The 23,337-nt window shown below is 46.2% G+C and carries 22 protein-coding genes; 15 read left to right on the top strand and 7 right to left on the bottom strand.

Translation table 11 applies throughout. The features are described from left to right. Position 1: 1 nt before the first annotated feature. From ASL11_RS31845 to ASL11_RS31830, 4 genes are all read right to left on the bottom strand, one after another. The gene (locus tag ASL11_RS31845; RefSeq protein ID WP_056624108.1) at positions 2–1,129 is read right to left on the bottom strand and encodes a YheC/YheD family endospore coat-associated protein; all 1,128 of its coding nucleotides are present in this window, start codon (positions 1,127–1,129) and stop codon (positions 2–4) included. Then, a complete protein-coding gene (locus tag ASL11_RS31840; RefSeq protein ID WP_056624105.1) occupies positions 1,129–2,493 on the bottom strand; it encodes a YheC/YheD family endospore coat-associated protein in 1,365 nt (454 codons plus the stop codon). The genes ASL11_RS31845 and ASL11_RS31840 overlap by 1 nt, the downstream gene beginning before the upstream one ends. A gap of 105 nt (positions 2,494–2,598) precedes the next feature. Next, on the bottom strand, positions 2,599–3,705 hold the full coding sequence (locus ASL11_RS31835) for a YheC/YheD family endospore coat-associated protein (RefSeq protein ID WP_162261689.1): 1,107 nt from the start codon (positions 3,703–3,705) through the stop codon (positions 2,599–2,601). A 14-nt stretch (positions 3,706–3,719) separates the two neighbouring features. Continuing rightward, positions 3,720–5,111 carry a YheC/YheD family endospore coat-associated protein gene (locus ASL11_RS31830; RefSeq protein ID WP_056624098.1) on the bottom strand — a complete coding sequence of 464 codons (1,392 nt, stop codon included), beginning with the start codon at positions 5,109–5,111 and terminating at the stop codon, positions 3,720–3,722. Between the two features lie 535 nt (positions 5,112–5,646). On the opposite strand from ASL11_RS31830, the gene ASL11_RS31825 reads away from it, so the two are divergent. The 7 genes from ASL11_RS31825 to ASL11_RS31790 all read left to right on the top strand — a co-directional run bounded on the left by ASL11_RS31825 (position 5,647) and on the right by ASL11_RS31790 (position 12,402). Next, positions 5,647–5,985 (top strand): hypothetical protein, encoded by a 339-nt coding sequence (locus ASL11_RS31825; RefSeq protein ID WP_157257128.1) that lies wholly within the window; start codon positions 5,647–5,649, stop codon positions 5,983–5,985. Positions 5,986–6,015: 30 nt separating this feature from the next. Next, positions 6,016–6,981 carry an FAD:protein FMN transferase gene (locus tag ASL11_RS31820; RefSeq protein WP_056624094.1) on the top strand — a complete coding sequence of 322 codons (966 nt, stop codon included), beginning with the start codon at positions 6,016–6,018 and terminating at the stop codon, positions 6,979–6,981. After that, entirely contained in the window at positions 6,978–7,550 is a 573-nt protein-coding gene (locus ASL11_RS31815) for a ferric reductase-like transmembrane domain-containing protein (protein WP_056624092.1), read from the top strand. Before ASL11_RS31820 ends, ASL11_RS31815 begins: the two co-directional genes overlap by 4 nt. 116 nt (positions 7,551–7,666) lie before the next feature. After that, a complete protein-coding gene (locus ASL11_RS31810) occupies positions 7,667–8,722 on the top strand; it encodes an acyltransferase (RefSeq protein WP_056624087.1) in 1,056 nt (351 codons plus the stop codon). 1,057 nt (positions 8,723–9,779) lie between these two features. Continuing rightward, positions 9,780–10,508: an oxygen-insensitive NADPH nitroreductase gene (gene nfsA, locus ASL11_RS31800; protein WP_056624080.1), complete on the top strand. Its 729-nt coding sequence runs from the start codon at positions 9,780–9,782 to the stop codon at positions 10,506–10,508. 86 nt (positions 10,509–10,594) lie between these two features. After that, complete coding sequence (locus ASL11_RS31795; protein WP_235550640.1) at positions 10,595–10,897, top strand: hypothetical protein; 303 nt, start codon at positions 10,595–10,597, stop codon at positions 10,895–10,897. Positions 10,898–11,073: 176 nt separating this feature from the next. After that, positions 11,074–12,402, top strand: coding sequence for a DRTGG domain-containing protein (locus ASL11_RS31790; RefSeq protein WP_056624077.1), 1,329 nt, complete (start codon positions 11,074–11,076; stop codon positions 12,400–12,402). Here ASL11_RS31790 and ASL11_RS31785 read toward each other — a convergent pair. Genes ASL11_RS31785 through ASL11_RS31775 form a run of 3 tightly spaced genes read right to left on the bottom strand, consistent with a single transcriptional unit; the run spans position 12,399 to position 13,598 of the window. Then, complete coding sequence (locus ASL11_RS31785; protein WP_327205127.1) at positions 12,399–12,776, bottom strand: YtpI family protein; 378 nt, start codon at positions 12,774–12,776, stop codon at positions 12,399–12,401. The two genes, ASL11_RS31790 and ASL11_RS31785, sit on opposite strands and share 4 nt — an antisense overlap. A gap of 1 nt (position 12,777) precedes the next feature. After that, the gene (locus ASL11_RS31780; RefSeq protein ID WP_056624075.1) at positions 12,778–13,269 is read right to left on the bottom strand and encodes a hypothetical protein; all 492 of its coding nucleotides are present in this window, start codon (positions 13,267–13,269) and stop codon (positions 12,778–12,780) included. Beyond that, positions 13,266–13,598, bottom strand: a complete 333-nt coding sequence (locus ASL11_RS31775; protein WP_056624073.1) for a YtrH family sporulation protein — start codon at positions 13,596–13,598, stop codon at positions 13,266–13,268. The genes ASL11_RS31780 and ASL11_RS31775 overlap by 4 nt, the downstream gene beginning before the upstream one ends. A 123-nt stretch (positions 13,599–13,721) precedes the next feature. On the opposite strand from ASL11_RS31775, the gene ASL11_RS31770 reads away from it, so the two are divergent. The 8 genes from ASL11_RS31770 to ASL11_RS31735 all read left to right on the top strand — a co-directional run bounded on the left by ASL11_RS31770 (position 13,722) and on the right by ASL11_RS31735 (position 23,335). Further along, a complete protein-coding gene (locus ASL11_RS31770) occupies positions 13,722–17,321 on the top strand; it encodes a DNA polymerase III subunit alpha (protein ID WP_056624070.1) in 3,600 nt (1,199 codons plus the stop codon). Between the two features lie 121 nt (positions 17,322–17,442). Further along, complete coding sequence (locus ASL11_RS31765; protein ID WP_056624067.1) at positions 17,443–17,943, top strand: phosphatidylglycerophosphatase A family protein; 501 nt, start codon at positions 17,443–17,445, stop codon at positions 17,941–17,943. A gap of 263 nt (positions 17,944–18,206) precedes the next feature. Then, a complete protein-coding gene (locus tag ASL11_RS31760) occupies positions 18,207–18,395 on the top strand; it encodes a hypothetical protein (protein WP_028554922.1) in 189 nt (62 codons plus the stop codon). Between the two features lie 66 nt (positions 18,396–18,461). Next, positions 18,462–19,328, top strand: a complete 867-nt coding sequence (accD, locus tag ASL11_RS31755; protein ID WP_056624064.1) for an acetyl-CoA carboxylase, carboxyltransferase subunit beta — start codon at positions 18,462–18,464, stop codon at positions 19,326–19,328. Further along, on the top strand, positions 19,318–20,298 hold the full coding sequence (locus ASL11_RS31750; protein ID WP_056624060.1) for an acetyl-CoA carboxylase carboxyltransferase subunit alpha: 981 nt from the start codon (positions 19,318–19,320) through the stop codon (positions 20,296–20,298). The genes accD and ASL11_RS31750 overlap by 11 nt, the downstream gene beginning before the upstream one ends. Beyond that, entirely contained in the window at positions 20,291–22,045 is a 1,755-nt protein-coding gene (gene pyk / locus ASL11_RS31745) for a pyruvate kinase (protein WP_056624057.1), read from the top strand. The genes ASL11_RS31750 and pyk overlap by 8 nt, the downstream gene beginning before the upstream one ends. 446 nt (positions 22,046–22,491) lie before the next feature. Next, positions 22,492–22,935 carry an acyl-CoA thioesterase gene (locus ASL11_RS31740; protein WP_056624054.1) on the top strand — a complete coding sequence of 148 codons (444 nt, stop codon included), beginning with the start codon at positions 22,492–22,494 and terminating at the stop codon, positions 22,933–22,935. A 4-nt stretch (positions 22,936–22,939) separates the two neighbouring features. Beyond that, complete coding sequence (locus tag ASL11_RS31735) at positions 22,940–23,335, top strand: FxsA family protein (RefSeq protein WP_056624051.1); 396 nt, start codon at positions 22,940–22,942, stop codon at positions 23,333–23,335. Positions 23,336–23,337: the final 2 nt, after the last annotated feature.

Genomic DNA, 23,337 nt, shown 5'->3' with positions numbered 1-23,337 from the left:
ATCACCTTCTTCTCCGATTATTGATCAAATGCAGACTGTATTGAATAATCCGTTCAAGCGATTTCTGGCGGATTCGAGGTTCATCGAATTTCATTGGTTTCGAATTCGCTTCAAAAAACCAAATATGTCCAGACGTATCAACACCGATATCCATGGACATTTCACCAAGTGGATTGCCTGATGATTTCTCTATTTGTGTAGCCAGTGTAATCGCCGCTTGTCGAACCCGTTTTAGAATATTTTTGGCTTCTTTGGGCCCGAAAACATAAGCAAGCAGCTTCCTTGGTTCGTCAATGGAACCTCCGCGCGGAACGTGTGTGGTTATGCTGGCTTTGCCTGCTACGCGGGCGCCAATCCCAGAGACACTCCATTCACCTCTTGCTGTTTTCTGGACTAATGCACGCAGATCGTAAGCACGTTCTTTGAATCGGGTTAGCGCTATCCCTTGTTGGACGATATAATCTTGGCCACCGCTATGACGCTCCCAATCAAGCCAGATATCCTCCGAACCGTTATGATAACTATAAACCATCTTCTTGTCTTCAAGGCGGCTAAGACGATATTGTCCATTGCTTCCCTTAGTGCTAACACGATCTATACGCATAATGCCCATACCAGCTTTACCTTTAACAGGCTTCAAATAGAGTACTGGGTGCTTTTGTAATAATTGGGAGAGATCAGATACTTCTTTCATTTGCAGGGTATCCGGCATGAACTGCTTACTTTCTTTAGCGCTATTTAACCAACTGAATAATGTCCATTTATTGAAAAAGGAAGGATTGAATAAATGAATGCTGGTGCTGCGTTTACAAGCCTGAATCGTTTGCTGGACCTCAGGTCTCATTTCCATTTTTCGATAAGGGATACGGTTGTAAACAACTTGAGGAGAGGGAACGAGTTCCCTGCTCCATTTATTAGCACTTGGGCGAAAGCGATATCCGTACATTTCAGAGTTCGAAATACTGAAGTCCTTGGTAGTCACGACATAAACGTCCAGACCATATCGCTCGCCTGTTTTAATCAGGTCAAGAAAGTTATCTAAATTCCCTCGAAATACGCGGGAACTGTCTTTTACGGTGAGGATAGCTAATGTTGGTTTAGGAGCTCTCTCATGAAGGGTAAAACCCATTAGTTTTCCCTCCTTGAGCGGAAACGGCTCAAATAAAGACAATGCTCATACACACTTTGAAGGGTGGCCGTATCTCCTTCTTTTAGCGAAGGATGCTTGAAAATAGATCGACCAGGTTTTGCATTAGCTTCAAACATCCACACTTTTTCGTTTTGATCAATTCCGATATCGAAGCCTAACTCTCCGAGCAAATGATTGTAATTATTTTCAATGCCTTGAGCGAGTTTAATCGCTGTTTCCTTGGCATTATCAAGAATTTGTTCCCCGCGTGCCCCATAAACTAGACGAAGAACCTGCTCAGGTGTCATGAGCTGCCCACCGTTTCGGATATGCGTTGTGACACTGCCTTTTCCTGATTTCTTAGCCCCGATCGCTGCAACAACCCATTGGTTACTGCCGTTTTTCGTTAAGTGGAAGCGGAAGTCAATCGGACAGTTATCAATTTCGATGAGTCGAATACCTTGTTGGGCGACATAGCTGGCTAAACGGCCGCGTCCTGTTCCCAGCATTTGCATTAAACCTTCGAATTTGGCATAACGAATCAGGACGTTTTTATTCCCTTTCCGGAAGCGGACGAAATAACCACGCTTCGGATTATAGGTAACACGATAAATGCCGATGCCAAGGCTGCCAGCTGTTGGTTTTAAGTAAATAAATTTATGTTTATCCAGCATTTCTTTGATTTGTTCGGCAGTGGGATTTATTCGGGATTCGGGTACGAAGCGAAAGGCATCGTCACCATCTAACATTTTGTAAACATCCCATTTATCAAAGAAGCTCCAGTTAAAGATCGGAATCCCTCTTTGTACGAAGCGATTTTTAAATCCCTCCATCCCCGCTGATTTCTCAGCTTTACGGCTAGAGAGCCGATTGTAAATGACATCCGGAAGCGGGAAGGTTTTTCGCATCCAACCGCCGCCTTCTTTGGGAATAATGCCCGATACGGTCTCTTGAATCCAATTCACATTCTTAGGGCTGAAAGCGAAGCTGAAAGAACGTTGTGAGCCCGTGTTGATGACTTGACGTATGAAGCCTGTTTTGGAACCGAATGGCGATGTACCGTTTTCCACATTGGTTAAAACGCCAATAAGTGGACCGATGCGAAGCTCTTTATTGTTGGTATTAACGACTAACACATTCCCAGTGCGAGGAATACGCAAGGAGGCCATTAGGGAAAGCGGGATGTACATATGCTGACCACTTTTTTTGATCAAACGGACCGGTAACGAAGTCCCTTTACTCCCAACCTTTACAGTAATGGATTTAGTTCCGGTTAACCGTAAAGCTTTGGCGAGATCACTCGTTAAGTAGACCGATCTATCTGTTCGTTGTACGGCGTGGAGCATACACGATGTCAAACTCATTAGGTTACCCTCCTAAACTTGTTGCCCTACGGGGCTTTCCGTGTCAAACCAAGCAGATATGACGTTCTGCCCCCATGAGCACGTTCAAACAAAGCTTAGCTAACTTCAGCTCAGCTGTTTGTTCAACAAAAATCCAGCATAGTGGATTGGATTTGCAATTGATTTCGAACGAGCTCGCTCATTATGCAATCGGGCGAAAATCGTTCGACCCGGCTTTGAATTCACTTCAAGAATCCACACGCGTCCGCTGGTATCAATACCGAAATCAATGCCTAACTCGGCTAATCGACCATGATTGGACTCGAGTACAGACGGGATATGATTAGAAAGCGTGGTTATGGTGTCTATTAGTTGTTCGGACTTCATCACCCCGAATTCGCGAGTTAGATACGCACTCACATCTTCGGCAGTACCCCCGCCATGCAGATTGGAAGTGATGCTTCCAGGCTTTCCAACGCGAACGGCCATGCCCGTATGTTCCCAATTTCCCCGACCATTTTTCTGAACTAGCGATCGTACGTCATAGGACATTCCGTTCATGGAGTGGAGTTGTAAATATTGTTGCAGGAGATAAGGACGTGAGCCTATTTGATGCCTCAGCCATTGCCAGCAAGCTGACCATTCTTGAAACTCTTCTGAGACGGGATGATTACGTCCATCTCGTCCTTGCAGACCAAACCGGGAACCCTCTTTGTGAATGTGAATCGCGCCCTTGCCTTGACTCCCACCTTGAGGTTTTAAGAATGCATCTGAATGGTTCTGTAACCAACTTTCAAGTTGATGTCCGCTTCGGAGTCTACTGGTCTCTGGCAAGTAGGGCAGTAAGGCAGGAGCTTTCTGCAGAATCAGCCCCACTTCCCACTTTCCGCCAAGACCGTAGCCAAGGAATCGAATCGTAGGGATCTCACGCAGCTTGCGTACATGATATTGATAAGTGAGATAACTATGTTTATTACTGAAGAAGCAGCGATCATAGATGAGAGAGGGAAGGGGGAACAGCTTAGTCATCCATGCTGACTGTATCCGATCGTACATATAACCTCTTACCATCCCTTGCATCCAATCGATGCGATTTGGCGAGAAAACAAACACATCGATCCCTTTGCTAGCACCATGTGCCGACAGATTCTGATAAAAACTCGAGCTTGCAAAGGGCAGTTCTCGGTTTAGTTCGGTAACCATGATGCCTAATAAAGGTCGTTGTGTTCGCAATCGCATAGTTCACCTCAATGCTTCGCTAGAAAACGAGCGTATTTAACTAAAGTTCTTACAGATGGTCTGATTTTATTTTTCGTGTTGTCGGTGTTGAGCGCTGTATTATCATCCTTAGAGGGCTTGGAGTTCACTTCGAGTAGCCATACTCTACCTGATCGATCAACAGCAAGATCAATTCCTAATTCACCGAAATGACTGGGGATTTGGGTTTCGATCCCTTTGGCAATGTCCAAAGAGGCCTTGCGTAAACGACGAATAATCGAAGCGCGTGCTGCAGTCGTGGAGAAAGAGGCTTTGGCGAGCGCAGCCGGTACAGTGGATAAGGATCCACCTCGTGCCAGGTTAGAAACAAAGTGCTGAGCACCTGCAATCCGACCTACAATCGAAGTGATTTCCCATTCTCCTTTTTCTCCCCGCTGCACAAGTGCTCGGAAATCAATCGGATTCCCCTCGGATGAAATGAGATCAAGTCCTTGCTGTATTTGATAGCGCTGTGTCTTGAGCTTTCCGGAAACGGACTGAAAAACGGCTAGCAGAGAAGGGAACGTTTGTCGGCGGACGCCTGCTAGGCTAGTTGAATGAGCCGTATACGCTTCGCCAAGGCCTTCTCTGCGAATACGAATAATGCCATTTCCAAGACTTCCCGTAATGGGTTTGAGGAATAGAACACTATGGCGAGCAGCCATAGATTTCAGCATTTGAAAGTTTTTGAAAAGATAAGACTCAGGCAAGTAGCTATGCAACGAGCTATCTTTCCGTAAAGCCTCGAAAACCTCTGTTTTGTTGAGATATTTCTCATTAAAGATTTCCGTGCCATAGCGGGACTTAACGTCCTTCATGAACTGTTGAACATTGGGCATATTCTCGTACTTGCGTGAGGTGAGACGATTGTAAATGACATTCGGAATCGGGAACGTTCTTTTACTCCAAGAACCATTGGCATAAGAATAAGCAGAAAGTGACTGTGGGTTGGCGCGCATTTCTTTGGGTGGGAAGAAACACACGCTAGCCCCCATCTGATCACACGCATCGGTCAGTTCTTTACAAAAAGTGGTGATAGCACCAAAAGGGCGGCTCGTGGAACTCGCGTTAACGCGGCTAATCATGACACCAATTAAGGGTCCAATCGACATTGTATTCGAAGTTGGCTTATAGTTGATGGTAAGCCGAGCCCCTTGATGAAGACCTATCTTAGATGCAAGCGCAGGGTCGACACGAAGGCTATTCGGTACAGCAGCTGTGACCACTTTAACTTCCTGCTGAGAGGAGCCGAATCGCATGTTAATCATTTGATTGGACGGAACTTTCCATTTTCTTGCAATGGCTTCACTTAGAACAACGGTCCGATCATCCAAAAAGATGCTGGTGCTTTGAATGGTTACGCCAACTTTCGATCTGGTCAATAGTGAACACTCCTTCCAGCATGAGAAAATCCCTATCGAGGCCATTCAAGGATGATCGACCGCTATTCTCCCCTACAAAGTGACGAGAATCTTCGAAGCAAAGTCAGTACGCACCGAGTGAGAGTTCAGTCGGTTTCTACACTTTCCGCTTAACACGGTTAGTCATCATTGGCTTTCTTCGAAATGCGTTTCTACATTATTTTGTGGGGGCCCCGGGAAAGGAGAGACTTTGGTTTCCGACCAAAGATCCCTATATCTGGTAGATTTTATCTCCAACAAGAAAGTTGTTTCGTAAACCGAAAGCGAATACTTTCTTATCTGGTCATGGCGGTATTGCTGTTTATGCAAAGTAAACTACTCCATCATATGAGGACATATTTCCCTTTGTGCCTAGGCTTCGGGAGGAAAGCGCCCATTCTTCAAACATAACTTCAGGGAGTATTCAGCTAATTTTTAGGGTTTACTCAGGATTTTAGGTACTTAACCGCGTATAATGAGCTTAGATTCTTATTCATAGAGATGGGATGGGATGGGTATGAAAGCATCCTCAAAATGGACCAAATGGCAGATCGGACTCGTTAGTGCGATGATTGTTGTCTATTTGTTTCAGGAAGTTAAAGAGAGCCCTGAATTTCTTGCAGCTGTTCAAAAAGCATCGAATTCTATGCTGAATACGACAACCGTGGCTGCACAGAAAAAGCTGGATGTGCCACCTTCAGAATCTTTCGATCGCAATTCAGGTAATAGGATGAAGCGCAGTGCAAGTAGTAGTCGAGACCAGCTTAATCAGTCAGATAGCTCTTCCGCGCAATCACTTCCACAATCGCAAACGCAAAACAATACGCAGACCCACACAAGAAGTCACGCATCCTAGCTTCGAGTCTGGGCTGGAGGAGATGGCTACATGTTTCGAGACTTTACATTTCGTGCGATGAATTCACACATACAAGTCTTATTGGAATCGGAAAAGTCAACCGCTGAGCTTGAAATCCCTGTATTGGATGGTTTTAATCTTGCTGAGCAAAGGTTTAGCCGGTTTATTCCGACAAGTGAATGCTCATATCTCAATGCGAGAAGTGGTCAGCTAAGTTTTGTTTCCGACATCATGCTCGAAGTTCTTGAACTTGCGAGGTATTATAAGGAACAAACAAATGGTGCTTTTGATATTTGTGTTGGACATGCAATGGAACAGGCTGGATATAGACAATCATTTGATCGTATACAGGAACGAATGATGGAGCTTGAGCAACCGAATTCTCCCCCATTCTCAGGTAGGGTGCTGCAAGTGGATCCTTGGATGAAATCGGTTCGCTTATCAGCTGGGGACAAAGTGGATTTCGGTGGAATTGTGAAAAGCTGGACTGCACAGCAGGTTGCGAATCGTTTGAGGACGGATTGGCGAGTTCGTAGAGGCTTCATTAATGCTGGTGGAGATGTAACGGTATGGGGAGGGGCTGCAGTGAATGAGCCTTGGTGTATCGGGATTGCCAATCCCTTCGAAACGGATCCGTCCAAGGAAGTTACGCTTCAACTACGAACAGGTGCTGTAGCTACTTCCAGCATTTTACGCAGACGTTGGCTAACGAACGCAGGGGAGATGCACCACTTGATAGATACACGCACGATGCGGCCAAGCCTATCATCTGTTGTGCAGTGCACAGTTGTCGGCCAAGATTTGATTGCCTGTGAAGTCTGGGCAAAAGTGTTGTGTATGCTCGGAATGGAGGAAGGAGTTCCGCTCTTCCAACGTAGATCACAAGACATGGAAGCGCTCATATATACCTCTGTTGGTGATGTGTTTCAAGTGAAGCCGCTTCTCGGGAGCATGGAGCATTCCTGGACAGGGTTGAAAGGAGAAAGAAGCTTATGATTCATTTCTTGATTGAACTGCCAACCTGGATGCTTATTCGAACCTTTGGTATACTTTCTTATTTAACTTTGTTCGTTGGCATGGCGATCGGTATTACCTATAGCTATCCTCAGATCAAAGGGCATAAGAAAGGCCAACTGCTCCGCTGGCACACCTATGCGAATTTAACAGGAACCTGCTTTGCCCTTCTGCACACGGCTTTTCTCATTATAGATACTTTCATGCCTTTCGACTGGGCGGAACTGTTAATCCCTTTTTCAGCTAAAAATAATCCAGTACTGAACGGCTTGGGGACGATCGCCATGTATGGTTTACTCCTTGTACTGTTTACAACAGATATTCGACATAAGTTGAAAAGAAAGGTATGGCTTGCCCTTCATCTGTTGTCTTATCCGATATTTGTATTGTCCCTGCTGCATGGATTCTTCCTAGGGACAGAAAGTAAGCAAGGCTGGGCAGCCATGATGTATATCGCATCAGCGATCATTCTTGTGAGTTTAACGCTGGTTAGATTTCAATTGTCGTCACGTAAACGTCAAGTTAAGGTAGGTCAATCGAAGCAAATATGATACAGAGTTCCAATCCATGCGATTGGGACTCTTTTGCGTATTCCCTTGTTGCGAAACATGTCGAAAATGTCTATAGTTAAAGGGTATTTATTATGAAATGAGGATAGAAAACCGACATGGCAAAAGCAAAGATTACGGAGCTTGATATTGTCAGAGCTATTTCCATCTTGGCTGTAGTTCTGATTCATGTAACGGCGGACTGGACAGTAGATCCAGCGTTGAAAGGCAGCAGCACGCAGCTGTTTATTTTATTTTTGAACAAAATAAGTTATTTTGCTGTTCCTGTCTTTATTTTTTTGAGCGGTATCGTGCTGTTCTATATTTATGCGGATAATTGGAGCGCTAAGCAAGCAGGCATATTCTATTGGAAACGCGTACGGCAAGTGCTCGTCCCCTATATCGTTTGGTCCTTTTTCTACTATATATATAATCCGTGGTTATGGACGCCAGGGCATCCATTTAAAATAGATTTAAGTGTATTTCTCAAGCAGCTAAAATGGGCAGATTCCGGCTATCATTTATATTTTATGATCATTATTGTGCAGTTCTACCTGCTGTTTCCTCTGCTCGTCTGGGCAGTAAGGAATGCAGCATGGTTTCGTAAAACACTAGCCTTTTGGGGATTAGCGATTCAAGCTGGTGTCTACATCTATAGTCACTGGGTCGGACCTATCAGCCATAAGCCTGAGCTATGTATCACCTATTTCGGTTACTTCCTAGTTGGCGGCGCCATTGGGATGAATTACAGCAATTTCCGCGCGTGGCTGGATCGTAACAAAGGGTGGGTCATTCCATCCTCAATCTTGAGTGGTTTGGTGTACACGGGACTGTATTTATTAGCTTCTAGAGGATATTCTTTTGAAAATACATGGTATGAGATTGCGTGGCTGTTGTACAACCTTGGCATTGGTGTGAGCATGATCTGGATGGCTAAGGAGCTCTTGTTAAAATGGAAGCGTGTGGCGAGCTTTTTCGTCTCACTGGGGATGGTCTCCTTCGGCGTCTACCTGATGCACCCCGCCCTACTCTCCTTATGGAAATATAAGGTTCAGGTGCCGGGATCAATTCTACTATTTAATGTCTACAATGGCATTGTGTTTGTCTTGATTGTGGCCATACCGTGGATCTTAACTTTGCTGTATCGAGTGGGAAGAAAAGTTTTGTTGAAATGAGGTAGGAAACCACTGTGCAGTAGCTCGCACTAGCATTTGTACCAGCTAATACGGGAAGAGTTCCATTCTAGCACCATTCTGGTCAGACATTTTGACCAGCACCTGCATAAAGAAAATATGATGCCTCAGCTTTCACAAAAGCGGCTCCCACAAAACTGCGAAAATGCAGCTTTGGTGGGAGCTTTTTCGTGGGAAAGGGGAATGCGTGCCTTGAACGAGCATTAGGAACTGGCAAAGGTTCTGCCCGCGCACCATCCACTGAGCCCCAGTACGAGTATCAGTAGTGTGGACTATTAGCAGATCTTCCGCACGAGCACCAACATCCTGCATCCTCCGTCTAGCCTTCGAGCGAGCTCTACTAGCATGGTTCCCGCGCCGCGAATTACTCTCCGAGCCTCTCGCATGAGCACCAGCAACTAGCGTAGTTCCACGCCGCGTATCAACCGCCGAGCCTCCCACATGAGCACCAGCAACTAGCATGGCTCCCGCACCTCTCACCTACATCACGAAACTGTACCTACACCAGCTTTCATAAAAAACACAAGCAAAATTGCAAAAAGGCATCTTTAGTGGGAGTTTTTCCGTGGAAATGCGAGATAAGTGCAGAAAGGCACTTATTTTTGGTTATATCGTAAAGAAAGCATGTTTTCTTGCGAAAAGGATGCTTATTTGCAACAATTTACTAGTTTTGGCCGGAATGAGGTGAAAAGGTTGCACTTTCGCATCTTTGGTCTACTTTTTATCCTTTTCTTCAGCTCCCCGCACCACTACAAGCCCGATCACAAGTCTCAGCCACCGCACCACTACAAGCCCGATCACAAGTCTCAGCCCCCGCACCACTACAATCCCGATCGCCAACTTAATCTCCCCTCATCTTCAGTTATCAGCCCCACTATCTACTCTAGACTCTAGCATCCTCGTCCTCACCACCCCAGTCTCTGCAACCGTCTCAACACCAGCCCGCCCAACACCTCTCATTTCAAATCTGATTAGCATTTGAAAATCGCTCCAAATTCAAGGATACTGATAGAAAAGAGATAGAGGAGTGGACCCATTCATGAATGCAATCATTGATCTACTAAAAAGTCATCGCTCTATTCGTAAATTTACGAATGAGCCCGTAAGTACCGAGCAACGCGAGGCGATTATTCAGGCAGCTCAAGCTGCCTCCACCTCGAGCAATATGCAAGCTTACAGCATCATCCATATGACAGATGCTGATCTGAAGAGCCAGCTAGCCGAGCTAGCTGGCAATCAAGCTTACGTCAGCGAGTGCCCGCTGTTCCTCGTGTGGTGCGCAGACCTACACCGCTACGCGGAGGCGGTCCACCAACACGTGGACACGCCGGTCACCGGCAATGCTGAGAATCTCATCATTGCCACGGTCGAGGCTGCATTAGCTGCGCAAAATGCAGCGATCGCTGCCGAGTCACTCGGCCTCGGCGTCTGCTATATCGGCGGGCTGCGCAATAAGCCCGCGGAAGTATCCGAGCTGCTGGGCCTGCCTCAGCTTGTGTACCCGATCTTCGGCATGTGCATCGGCATGCCGGACCAAGAGCCGCTGCACCGCCCGCGGCTCCCGCTTGAAGCCGTATACCATGAGAATCGGTATACGCACAACCCATCCGCGGTCGAGGCATACGACGAAACGCTCCGCGATTACATGAACGTGCGTACCGGCGGCAAAGTCGATACGACCTGGTCCAAGGAAATGGCTGCGAAAGCGCAGCGTCCAAGGAAGCATATGAAAGCCTTTCTGAGCAGCCAAGGCTACGAAGTAGAATAAACTTGGTCTTACTGCGCCCCACGCATTCATATCTCGACGACTTGTCTCATACAATGGAAGTAGGTAGAGCTAGGTTCGAGGTTATTATGAACGAAAGGCGTGTGATTCGGTTGAAAGGTTTCAAAAATGTCGTGTACATGAGTTTGGCGGTCGGCATGTTATTTTATTCCATTCCCCAATTGAATTTTCGCGAAGTGGGCTCATTGCCGATGATTTTTAGCGTCATCTGGCTTGTGATGGCCTTGCTTATCATCGCTGCTCATTTGCACCAAATCCTTGGTGTAGATGAAGAGAAACGCAAGCAACAACTCCGCATTAACCGGATGAAGAAATGGCAAATGGAACAGCTTGTACAAGGCAGACGGAAGCTTCTTCAATTCCGTAAGTAAGCGAAGAATGAGCTAAACTTTGACTTCGAACATATGTTTGGTATAATGAATATGAAGCATCCAATCCTATAGGGTTGGATGCTTTTCCATCTTCCAAACCCTCATTGTTCTTACCCAGTGGAACGATTATACTAGTAGTACAGACTAATACAGGATCTAATAATGAGGTGTAACAGTTGGATACACATTCCGTCGATACATTAACGAAGCATGAGCAGATTTTGCGGCACATTGAGGACTTGAAGCTAGGAAGTCGGATTTCTGTACGCAAAATTGCCAAAAATATGGAAGTCAGCGAAGGCACAGCATACCGCGCAATTAAAGAGGCCGAGAATCAGGGACTCGTTTCAACGAAAGAGCGGATCGGAACCGTTCGTGTCGAGAAGAAGCTTCGTCAGAACATTGATAAGCTGACTTTTGCCGAGGTTGTGAACATGGTGGATGGCCAGGTGCTTGGCGGAGCGAAGGGGCTTCATAAGACGCTGCATAAGTTCGTCATCGGCGCAATGGAGCAAGACGCCATGATGCGTTACATTGAGGCAGGCAGCTTACTTATTGTAGGTAACCGGAATAAAGCTCACTTGTGTGCACTCGAGCAAGGCGCCGGCGTTCTCATTACAGGTGGATTTAATACGAGTCCGGAAGTCAAAGTGCTGGCGGATGAGCTAGAACTGCCGATCATTTCAAGCAGCTATGACACGTTTACCGTTGCATCCATGATTAACCGAGCTATCTACGATCGTTTGATCAAAAAGAAAATCATGCTCGTGGAAGATATTCTCGCCTCTGGCGCAGCGCTCTTCGCCTTAAAGGCGAACAGTACATTGAAGGATTGGCAGCGCATGTCCGAGGATACGGGCTACAGCCGCTTTCCTGTTGTCGACGAATGGAATCGGATTATTGGTGTTGTAACCTCCAAAGATATGGTTGGCGCGAGCATTCAACAATCCGTTGATAAATTAATGACACGCAATCCATTAACCGTTTCGCCTCAGACATCGGTCGCATCTGCCGCACACATGATGGTGTGGGAAGGCATTGAGCTTTTGCCAGTTGTGGATACCAATCGCAAAATCGTCGGTGTGCTGAACCGCAGCGATATCTTGAAAGCCATGCAATCGATCCAGAAACAGCCGCAGAACGGCGAAACCTTTGAAGATTTGATCTGGTCCGGGATGGAAGAGGTCAGAGATGAGAAGGGCAAACTGCAATTTCATGGCGTAATTACCCCGCAGATGACGAATCATTTGGGGACGGTTTCGGAAGGGGTTCTCACGACACTTATGACGCAGGCGGCTTACCGTATTGTGCAGGAGCATAAGAAGGGAGATCTCGTCATGGATAATATGTCGACCTATTTTCTGAAGCCGCTTCAGATTGATTCCAAAATAGAAATAAGACCCACCATCATTGAGGTGAGCCGTAAATTTGGCAAGATCGATGTAGAGATTTATCATGCAGGAGCCCTGGTTTCCAAGGCGATGCTAACCGCACAAGTGATCTAGCGGAGCAGACGATCAAAGTGACCGTGATTTCGGATACCAACGAAAACATTGAATACACCGATCAATACGAGCACGGTACCGAAAATGCGGCGGAAGCTGGATTCACTGAAGAAGAAGATCTGTGTAATCGCAATGAGTACGAGCATCAAGCCCATGCAAATGTTCATGCGTGCTGTGTACAAGCCTCGTTTGGCAGCATCTGATTCGCGACGTGAGCGAATGCTATAGAACAAGGTAAGCCCAAGGAAGAGGCAAATAAGAATAAATAACGTCAATTGTATGGCGTGCATAACGACAATCCGTCCCTTTTCGTTGAATTTACAATTAACTTTAGCGATTTTAAGAGGGGATTGCAAGATGAGCGACCATTTCATGTTATGTTTTTTTCTCTTGCGCTGTAATCCAAAGGGTTAATTCGGTTTGGATTAACACAATGGATTTGACCTCGACGACATATTTTTTATCGTGCAGGAAATACGTTCTTTGCGTGATCAATCTCTCATAAAGGGGCTGTGAATCCCGGACGAAAGTTGCCTTTTGGCCAATGACGAGCTTGAGCTCCGCTTTTACATCGCCTTCGATTTCCTTTTGAATATCCTCACTGAGTAGATCATCTTGATTTTTGGGCATCAGATGAACATTAATAACATTGACTAAGGTTTGATTATTTTTGGTTTTTTTCAAGCTAGCGATATCATCTTCGAGATCACTATTTTCCTGCAAAACTTTATGCAATTGCACATATAACTCGTTGTATGTGTGTTGATGAATACTCATGTACACGGCACTCCCAATGATCGCTCCCGACAACAGCAGTCCAAAGCTCGCCAGCAGTCGTTGGTATCTTGCAAAAGGAGGGATTCTCAAGGCTGATGCCCACCTTTGCAGATCATTTGAATAAGCGCAGTTCCAAATTGTGCCCCTGTAAAAGCAACGACGATATAGACAATCTGCTTGATTGCCGGATTGAGATGGCCGATGGCCACGTGACTTTCAATATAACGGATTGGATCAATGGTACCGCCAACCGCAGCGACCATCGCCCAAATCTTGATATTTTCCGAAATGGTCAGCATTTTCTCCGTTGGAGATTGCAATGTTAATACGGCTGCGATGCCACTCAGCATACTGCCTCCGAATACAACCCCAAACGCAATACAGAAATACATGATAATACTTGCCCAAAAGCCAGCCATGTGCCAATCGCTTCCTTTCTACTGAGTTGGAGGACAATCTCTCTCTACTACTGTATGGGACTGGCTAGCTCCAATATGATAAAATGTAAGGAATAAATCACGAAAGAAGGGGGGAACCAGCGGATGAGTTCGTTTGTACATCTGCATGTGCATAGTGAATATAGTTTATTAGACGGTGCGGCACGGATGGAGGAGCTTGTTTCACAAGCGGCTAATCTGGGCATGACCTCTCTGGCGTTGACAGATCATGGCGTCATGTACGGGGCGATCGCATTCTACAAAGCTTGCAAACAGCGGGGCATCAAACCAATTATTGGCTGTGAGGTTTACTTCACTTCGAGTTCCATTCGTGAAAAAGGGACACGGCAGGAACAGCCGATTTATCACCTTATTTTGCTTGCCAAAAATTTCAAAGGCTATCAAAACCTAATGAAGCTCACGTCGATTGCACATCTACAGGGCTTTCACTATAAACCGCGTATTGATTTAGAACATTTGTCCCAGCACTCGGAAGGGCTCATTTGCCTTAGTTCCTGCTTAGGCAGTGAGGTTTCTCAGCATTTGCTGCATAACCGATATGACGAGGCTCGCAAAGCAGCAGAGCGTTATCGCGACATATTCGGTGATGATTTCTTTCTGGAGATTCAAGATCATGGCATGATTGAGCAGAAAAAAGTGATGGTTTCCATGATCGAATTGAGCAAAGAAACCGGGATTCCTTTAATTGCAACGAATGATGTGCATTATGTAACAGAGCCAGACCATGTGATGCAGGATATTCTTATTTGTATAGGCACTGGCAAAACGGTAGAGGACACGGATCGGCTCAAGATGGGAACAAGTCAGATGTATTTGAAAAGCGAAGAGGAAATGCGGCGTTTATTCGTCCATGTGCCTGAAGCGCTTGCGAATACTGCTGTGGTTGCCTCGCGCTGTGAATTAGAACTGACGTTCGGTAAGTCGATTTTGCCAAGTTTTAGTCCGATACCTGAGCATTTAACAGCAGGGGCTTATTTGCAGGAGCTGTGCAGACTAGGGCTAGAACAGCGTTATGGCAGCAAGCCTGAGTGGCACGATGCGAGCCATCCTTTGAGAAAACAAGCCGAAGAACGACTCTCTTACGAGCTTGGTGTCATAGCGAACATGGGCTTCTCGGATTACTTTTTAATCGTGTGGGACTTTATTCGATTCGCGCATGAGAAACGGATCATGACAGGGCCAGGGCGGGGATCCTCTGCGGGAAGCTTAGTAGCGTATGTCCTCCGCATCACGAATGTCGATCCGCTGCAATATAAGCTGCTATTCGAACGATTTTTGAATCCGGAACGGATAACGATGCCCGATATTGATATCGATTTTAGCGACGAACGTCGGGATGAAGTTATTGATTATGTCGTTGCCAAATATGGTCATGAACACGTTGCCCAAATTATTACCTTCGGAACGATGGCAGCGAAAGCCGCAGTTCGGGATGTAGGGCGTGTCCTCAATGTGCCCTATGGGGATGTGGATCGTGCAGCTAAAGCAATTCCGAATCAACTTGGGATGACTTTGAAGGAAGCACTTCAGGTTAGCTCAGATTTGAAAGGGATGGTAGCCAGACAACCGAAGACCGCAGAACTATTAGAGATGGCTATGCGAGTTGAGGGGATGCCGCGCCATGCTTCAACGCATGCGGCTGGTGTTGTCATTTCGCGCGAGCCACTGACGCATTACGTGCCTTTACAAGAAGGGACAACACAGACGGCGCTTACCCAATATACGATGGAGCATTTAGAGGCGATCGGACTTCTCAAGATGGATTTCTTGGGGCTACGGACGCTTTCCATTATTGAACGAACGGTCGATTGGCTTTCCGAAATGGAAGAGGTTCAGATTAACTTCGATCTCCTGAATATGGATTCGGATGATATCACCTATGAGATGCTCAGCAGAGGGGAAACAACAGGCGTATTCCAATTGGAGTCAACAGGTTGTCGCAAGGTCCTCAAGGACTTGAAGCCATCAGAATTCGAAGATATTATTTCCGTCTTAGCCTTGTATCGTCCAGGTCCGATGGAGTTTATTCCCAAATATATTGCCGGTAAGCACGGACAAGTGGAAGTTGTTTATCCGCATCCAACGCTTGAGCCCATTCTTCGGGACACATACGGCATCATCGTGTATCAAGAGCAAATCATGCAAATTGCCTCGTCTATGGCTGGTTTCAGCTTAGGAGAAGCGGATCTATTACGTAGAGCTGTTTCCAAAAAGAAGCGGGAAGTCCTCGATGAAGAGCGTACACATTTCGTTTCGGGAAGTTTACGTCAAGGCTTTAACGCGGATGAGGCGAACCTTGTGTATGATATGATCGTGCGGTTTGCCGATTACGGTTTCCCGCGTGCTCACGCAACAGCCTATGGCGTCCTTGCCTTCCAAACAGCTTATCTTAAAGCACATTATCCGATCTACTTCATGGCCTCGATGCTAACCGCAGTCATGGGGAATCATCGTAAGGTTGCTGAGTATGTTGACGAATGCAGACGAGTGAAGTTAGCTGTCCTGCCACCCGATGTGAATGGCAGCGGAACGGTGTTTACGCCGGATTCGAATGCTGGCGCGATCCGATTTGGACTGGCTGCTATCAAAAATGTAGGAACACAAGCCATAGATGCCATCCTTAGTGAGAGAAAGAAAGCTCCGTTTGAGAGCTTGCTTGATTTCTGTCGCAGGGTCGACCTCCGTGTATGTAATAAGCGGGTTGTTGAATCGCTTATCCAAGGCGGAGCTTTCGATTCACTCGGCGGACATCGTGCCCAGCATCTCGCTATTCTCGATGAAACCATTGCATCTGCTACGAAATGGCGCAAGGAACGGGACGATCTTCAGCTTCACCTGTTCGGATTCGTTGAAGAACCGAACTGGGAAGTGGAGGTGCCGAATATCCCTCCAATGCCGCAATCCAAGCAGCTCGAGCTCGAGAAAGAGCTGCTCGGTATGTATATCTCTGGTCATCCACTGGATGCCTACACGGAACAGCTAGCAGAGCTGGATGCCGTAATGCTGCATCAGTTAACAGAACTTCCAGATCATAGCGATGTTCTGGTTGCGGGGATGATCCTCTCGAACAAGACGATCGTCACCAAAAAGGGTGACCCGATGGCGTTCATGGAGCTGGAGGATCGCATTGATAAGGTCGAGGTGGTCTTGTTCCCCGAGACCTGGAAGAAGTCGGCTCCGCTCGTGCAGAAGGGCAGACTGGTCCTCGTCCGTGCGAAGCTGCAGCTTCAGGACGAGGACCCGCCTAAGCTGCTCGCGGAGCAGCTTGCCGCGCTGGACGACCTGGAGGCCGTCCAGCGGCTTCGCCGGCAGCCTGCGGGCAGACGATCCCCTGACGATGTCAGGGATCGTGCACCGCGCCAGGCTGCCCCACAGAGCGGCGCGCGCAGCGCCGCTCCAGCACCGCAGGCGGCCCCGGCAGCGGGCCGCCCACAGCCTACCGCTGCTGAGGCGAAGCCGCAGCGCGTGTTCGTCAAGATCACGGCTGACTGCGAGCAGCCGGATAAGCTCTTGCAGCTGAAGGCGCTGTTGAAGCTGCATAAAGGGCAGCTTGCGGTTGCGCTATTCTATGAGAGCAGCAACAAGCTCTTGGCCTTGAGCGACCAGTACCGGGTCGATCCGAACAAGGATCTTACGCGCATGATCGAGACGATTATGGGCAAAGATTCTGTCCGAGTAAAATGAGAAAATGTTAATCGTTGTTTTTCTATTGTCGTTCTTGTGGTAAATATGACTTCCTCCGCATATGAATAGGAACCCGGCTTTTCTTATTCATATAAGCATCCCATTGCTAGGAGGAGGATTTATGACCGAACAACACATGATCCAGCTACTCCAGAAACGCGGCGTGTCCGTGGATCAAGTCTCAGAAATTGTATACAAGCTGCAGAAGCCGTATAATGATCAACTCACGATTGAAGAATGTGTAGACAGTGTAATGGCCGTACTTTCTAAGCGTGAAGTGCAATACACCCTCTATACAGGGATTGCACTGGATGAATTAGCCGAGAAGAAACTGTTGCCAGAGCCGCTACAATCGATTCTTGAAGTGGATGAACCACTCTATGGGGTAGACGAAACTTTAGCTCTAGGAATTGTTCATGTTTATGGGATGATCGGTTTAACCAGCTTCGGTTACTTGGATAAGGAAAAAATTGGAATTATTCGCGCTTTAAATGATGATCGCAGCGCTGTTCATGTGTTTCTAGACGATTTAGTTTGTGGATTAGCGGCAGCAGCCTCAGCCAGAATCGCTCACCAAAATGAGCATGCACCTGATTATAGCAGTAAACACCGTCTGGACTAAGCCTAAATAGTTCAGGCTTTATTTTACATATAGAAATGATATGTTTCACGCGATAAATCTGCTATATTTCTAGATAAACGCTAACGTCCAAAGTGGACTGTGTAGTCGTTTATTTTCGTTTCATCGATGTGCTCTGTTGCGGGCAAAAGTGGAATTATGCTATCATTATTGCATTGTGTGTTCCTATGCGTATAAAGGATGTTATTATCGTCATTGCTTAGTTGCCTTAGTGGTTGTAGTTGCACGTCATAGGAGGTTTATTCATGTGGACGGTGATCTATATAGCTCCTACTGCGAAAATTGCAGAGCGGATTAAACAGAGACTGACGGAAGAAGGTTTTCTAGTTCAGGTACGAGGCATCTCTTTATCCAAAAACCAGTTTGAAATTGTTGTTCCCGAAGGGGAGCTAGAAGAAGTACAAGAAGTGCTCAATTCTATTTTACATAGATAGATAAAGTAGAACTAAGAAACGTGGCTTGTCAGGGAATATAGATCATAGCCAAGTAGAGGTGGAAATGTGCTAAAGGATTTATTTCAAAAGCGAAAATATGCAACGATTCCTTCCGAGAGAACGAAAAGGGATATTCCTGAGGGTTTAATGAATAAATGTCCGAAGTGTGGCACGATTCAAACAAGCAAAGAGCTTGAGAAGAATCTAAAAGTGTGTACGTCTTGCGGTTATCATTATCGTTTAAGCGCATCTGAACGAATCCAACTTACGCTCGATGAAGGTCAATTTGTAGAATTTGATGCGGATATGATCTCCGAAGATCCATTGCAGTTTCCTGATTATGTCGAGAAATTGGACAAAGCCAAGAATGCAACGAAACTTCAAGATGCGATTATGACGGGTCAAGGAACAATTGGCGGATTTCCGGTTATCGTTGCGGCGATGAGCTTTGATTTTATGGGAGGCTCGCTAGGTTCCGTTGTCGGTGAGAAAATGACGAGAGCCGTCGAAATTGCGATTGAGAAAAAGCTTCCGATTCTCATTTATTCCACATCTGGTGGCGCACGTATGCAAGAAAGTATTCTTAGCCTTATGCAAATGGCCAAAACGAGTGCAGCATTGTCCAAGCTCAGCGAGGATGGCGGATTATTCATATCTATTATTACCGATCCGACATTCGGCGGGGTTTCGGCGAGCTTTGCGATGCTTGGCGATATTATTATTGCAGAACCGGCTGCTTCGTTTGGTTTTACGGGCCGCCGTGTTATCGAGCAAACGATTAAGCAGAAACTTCCGGATAATTTCCAAACATCTGAATTCAATCTCGAGCATGGTCAGCTCGACAAGGTCGTCTGCCGCAAGGATATGAGACCGACGTTAATTAAGCTGCTCGACATGCATGGAACGAAGGAGGAGGCGACTTATGGCGGGTGAAATGCCGTTTGAACAGCCACTGGCGGAACTAAAAAGCAAAATTGCAGAGCTGCGTAAATTTGGGGCAGAAAAGCAAATCGACTTTTCCGAGGAAATTCGCCGTTTGGAAGAAAGATATGCTCAATTAGAGGATGAACTGTATACAACGATGACGTCTGCGGAGAAAATGCAATTAGCACGTCATCCGCAAAGACCGACGACGATCGATTATATTAACACAATTTTTACGGATTTCATTGAGTTTCATGGTGATCGCTTATATGGTGATGATCTAGCTATCGTTGGTGGACTGGCGAAACTTAACGGGGTACCCGTGACGGTTGTTGGTCACCAAAAAGGGAAAGATACGAAGGACAATATCGCACGTAATTTCGGATGTCCGCACCCTGAAGGGTTCCGTAAAGCGCTGCGTTTGATGCGTCAAGCTAACAAATTTAAGCGTCCCATTGTGACATTTATTGATACCAAAGGGGCATTCCCTGGGAATGCTGCGGAAGAACGCGGTCAAGGAGAAGCGATTGCCAGAAATCTACTGGAAATGGCCTCTTTTCGTGTGCCGATCATTTGTATCGTTATCGGAGAGGGCGGCAGTGGCGGCGCGCTTGCATTAGGTTTAGGTAATAAGGTGTTAATGTTGGAGAACGCGATCTATTCGGTTATTAGTCCCGAAGGCGCGGCTTCGATTCTTTATAAAGATGCTTCTAAAGCATTACACGCGGCAGAAGCTATGAAAATTACGGCTGATCACATCCTTGAACTCGGTGTCATCGATGGCATCATACCGGAGCCCAAGGGCGGCGCTCACCGGGATTTACCAACACAAGCCGAACATATTAAATCAGCGATCTGGGAACAGCTTCAGCAACTGCTAAGTTTGAACGAACAGGAGCTGCTCGAGGACCGTTACCGGAAATTTAGAGATATCGGTCGGTTCACATTCACTCAGGAGGGTAACAGTAACCATGCGTAAAACCAAAATTGTCTGTACGATTGGACCAGCAAGCGAATCACAAGAAAATCTTAAAAAGCTTCTAGAAGCGGGCATGAACGTAGCTCGTCTTAACTTCTCCCACGGAGATTTTGAAGAGCACGGTGCACGTATCCGCAACCTTCGCGCTGCATCCGCCGAGACTGGTAAAGTAGCTGCTATTTTGCTTGATACCAAAGGACCGGAAATCCGTACAGGTAAGCTAAAAGAAGAGCCAATTGAGCTTGTTCAGGACAAGCATATTATTTTGACAACCGAAGAAATTCTTGGGGATACAGACCGTATCTCAGTTACGTATTCGGATCTGCCGCGTGACGTTAAAGTCGGATCAACGATTCTGATCGATGATGGTTTAATCGGTCTTACGGTTGTTGATATTCGTGGAACTGAGATCGAATGCCGTATCGTCAATGGCGGAACGATCAAGAGTAAAAAAGGTGTTAACGTACCAGGTGTGAAAATCAGCCTTCCAGGTATCACTGAAAAAGATGCGAATGATATCGTGTTCGGTATCGAACAAGGTGTAGATTTCATCGCAGCTTCTTTCGTGCGTAAAGCAAGTGATGTCATGGAAATTCGTGAATTGTTGGAGCGTCACAACGCTTCGCATATCCAAATCATCTCCAAAATCGAAAACCAAGAAGGCGTCGATAACCTTGACGAAATTCTTGAAGTTTCCGACGGTTTGATGGTTGCTCGTGGAGATCTTGGTGTTGAAATTCCTGCTGAAGACGTGCCCGTTGTTCAAAAGCAAATGATCAAAAAATGTAACATCGTTGGTAAACCAGTCATTACGGCTACAATGATGCTCGATTCCATGCAACGTAACCCGCGTCCTACACGTGCGGAAGCAAGTGACGTAGCGAATGCGGTATTCGACGGAACAGATGCGGTAATGTTGTCCGGTGAAACAGCTGCTGGGAAATATCCAGTTGAATCCGTTGAAACGATGGCTCGTATTGCTGAGCGTGCAGAAGCGGCTTTGGAATATAAAGAAATTTTCCTTCGTCAAGCACAAGCGCAACAAGTAACTGTAACAGAAGCGATCTCTCAAGCAGTAGCAAACTCCGCATTAGAGCTAGGTGCGAAAGCGATTCTGACGGCAACAGAAAGTGGTTACACAGCGCGTATGGTATCCAAATACCGTCCGAAATCCCCAATTATCGCTGTTACACCAAGTGAGCAAGTGATTCGTCGTTTATCCCTTGTTTGGGGTGTTATTCCGGTGTTGGGTACACAAGCGAAAACAACAGATGAGCTATTTAACCTAGCGGTAGACAGCTCCATCAAAACAGGAATCGTTTCCCTTGGCGATATCGTTGTCATCACAGCAGGCGTACCAGTAGGTCGCTCTGGAACAACGAACCTAATCAAGGTTCATCACGTTGGTGAGATGATTGCCAAAGGGACAGGCATCGGGATGCAAACTGCTACAGGTACTGTTGTAACAGCACGCACACCTGAAGAAGCTCTCGCGAAAATGGTAGATGGAGCTGTGCTTGTAACAGTTTCAACTGATAAAGAGTACATGCCGGCTGTTCAACGAGCAGCTGCCTTGATTACCGAAGTGGGCGGCATCACATCTCACGCGGCAGTCGTTGCACTAAGCCTTGGGATTCCAGTCATCGTAGGTGTGGAAAATGCCGTTGAATTAATTAAAGACGGTACAGAAGTTTCCATTTACCCAGAAGTAGGCGTTATCTACTCAGGTCAAGCGAGCGTTCTGTAAGTAAAGAGATAATGAAGAGTGAAGCGAGAGTATTTCTTGCTTCACTCTTTTTTGCGTTGTTTGCTTTTGGATTCTTCTAAACATGATTTAGCAATTTTCATGCCGCAGCTACGCTAAACTAACCTCGAGCTTTTCCCAAACTTTGAACCCATTGGACTTTTCCAATGGAAAGCCATTATATATGGCCAAAAAAAGGGATTTGAATGGATATATCCAATCAAATATCAGAAAAAGGTCATATTCAGACCAATATAGGGCTCATCGAATGGATAATTCCAATGTTTAGCTTAAAAGAGGGGGCTCAAATAGAGTATTTAATGTATTTATCCAATGACACTAACTGAAAAAGGAATAACGGAACCCAAATGCACCTTACTGCAGCATTTAAGACTCATACGCTACCTATGTTATAATGGAATTACAAAGTCATAGCAGGAGGATATATCATGACTCAGCAACGGTGGCACCAACAACAGCTGCGTGTACGTTATCAAGAGACGGATCAAATGGGGGTTGTGTATCATGCCAATTATTTGACTTGGTTCGAAATCGGCCGTACAGAGCTTATACGATCCCTAGGTTATCCCTATCGCAAAATAGAGGAAATGGGACTCTTGCTCCCCGTTACAGAAGCGGATCTCAAGTTCAAAAAACCAGCGCGATACGATGATCTCGTGGGTATCTATACATGTGTATCACAAATAAGCAGTGTGCGGATGCAATTTGCGTATGAAATTCGGAGAATAAACGACGATCTCACCGAAGAAATATTGGTGACTGGAACATCTGGTCATGTTTGGGTGAATCCTTCTTGGAGGCCAGTACGTATAGAAAAGGAAGCGCCAGAATTGTGGCAGCTTATTGCGAAGTATACTGAAGACGGAGGCTAAACCTATGTTTAGATGGATTATCGCTATTTTTATTCTCGTTCCTGCCGTAGAAATTACTATGTTAATCATGCTTGGACATCTAGTCGGAGGTTGGATGACCTTCCTGTTAATCATAGCGAGCGGTTTCTTAGGTGCTTACTTTGCGAAGCGCGAGGGGCGCAAAGTGATAGAGTATGCGAAGTTCGAGTGGTCACAGGGTCAGCTGCCAGCACAGCAAATCCTTGATGGTATCTGTATTTTCCTTGGAGGGATTTTGCTCATTACACCAGGGTTCATTACGGATATTCTAGGTTTCCTGCTCGTCTTTCCTTACACAAGACCGATTTTCAAAGTATTACTGCTGGCCATTATTCGCAAACAAATCGGCAAAGGTAACATGCACATCATCAATCGCAGATAAGC

Origin of the sequence: Paenibacillus sp. Soil750 (assembly GCF_001428045.1) — a bacterium.
In the GTDB taxonomy this organism is placed as follows: Bacteria; Bacillota; Bacilli; order Paenibacillales; family NBRC-103111; genus Paenibacillus_E; species Paenibacillus_E allorhizoplanae.
The sequence above is the reverse complement of the archived record's forward strand: the minus strand, read 5'-3'. Positions and strand labels throughout refer to the sequence as shown.

Excerpts from the sequence above, each read along its gene's own strand:
- ASL11_RS31820 (WP_056624094.1), top strand. The coding sequence starts at position 6,016 with ATGTTTCGAGACTTTACATTTCGTGCGATGAATTCACACATACAAGTC.
- ASL11_RS31845 (WP_056624108.1), bottom strand. The coding sequence starts at position 1,129 with ATGGGTTTTACCCTTCATGAGAGAGCTCCTAAACCAACATTAGCTATC.
- ASL11_RS31750 (WP_056624060.1), top strand. The coding sequence starts at position 19,318 with ATGGCGGGTGAAATGCCGTTTGAACAGCCACTGGCGGAACTAAAAAGC.
- ASL11_RS31825 (WP_157257128.1), top strand. The coding sequence starts at position 5,647 with ATGAAAGCATCCTCAAAATGGACCAAATGGCAGATCGGACTCGTTAGT.
- ASL11_RS31840 (WP_056624105.1), bottom strand. The coding sequence starts at position 2,493 with ATGAGTTTGACATCGTGTATGCTCCACGCCGTACAACGAACAGATAGA.
- ASL11_RS31810 (WP_056624087.1), top strand. The coding sequence starts at position 7,667 with ATGGCAAAAGCAAAGATTACGGAGCTTGATATTGTCAGAGCTATTTCC.
- ASL11_RS31785 (WP_327205127.1), bottom strand. The coding sequence starts at position 12,776 with ATGAAATGGTCGCTCATCTTGCAATCCCCTCTTAAAATCGCTAAAGTT.
- ASL11_RS31760 (WP_028554922.1), top strand. The coding sequence starts at position 18,207 with ATGTGGACGGTGATCTATATAGCTCCTACTGCGAAAATTGCAGAGCGG.
- ASL11_RS31770 (WP_056624070.1), top strand. The coding sequence starts at position 13,722 with ATGAGTTCGTTTGTACATCTGCATGTGCATAGTGAATATAGTTTATTA.
- ASL11_RS31765 (WP_056624067.1), top strand. The coding sequence starts at position 17,443 with ATGACCGAACAACACATGATCCAGCTACTCCAGAAACGCGGCGTGTCC.
- ASL11_RS31740 (WP_056624054.1), top strand. The coding sequence starts at position 22,492 with ATGACTCAGCAACGGTGGCACCAACAACAGCTGCGTGTACGTTATCAA.
- pyk (WP_056624057.1), top strand. The coding sequence starts at position 20,291 with ATGCGTAAAACCAAAATTGTCTGTACGATTGGACCAGCAAGCGAATCA.
- ASL11_RS31815 (WP_056624092.1), top strand. The coding sequence starts at position 6,978 with ATGATTCATTTCTTGATTGAACTGCCAACCTGGATGCTTATTCGAACC.
- ASL11_RS31795 (WP_235550640.1), top strand. The coding sequence starts at position 10,595 with ATGAACGAAAGGCGTGTGATTCGGTTGAAAGGTTTCAAAAATGTCGTG.
- ASL11_RS31735 (WP_056624051.1), top strand. The coding sequence starts at position 22,940 with ATGTTTAGATGGATTATCGCTATTTTTATTCTCGTTCCTGCCGTAGAA.
- ASL11_RS31775 (WP_056624073.1), bottom strand. The coding sequence starts at position 13,598 with ATGGCTGGCTTTTGGGCAAGTATTATCATGTATTTCTGTATTGCGTTT.
- nfsA (WP_056624080.1), top strand. The coding sequence starts at position 9,780 with ATGAATGCAATCATTGATCTACTAAAAAGTCATCGCTCTATTCGTAAA.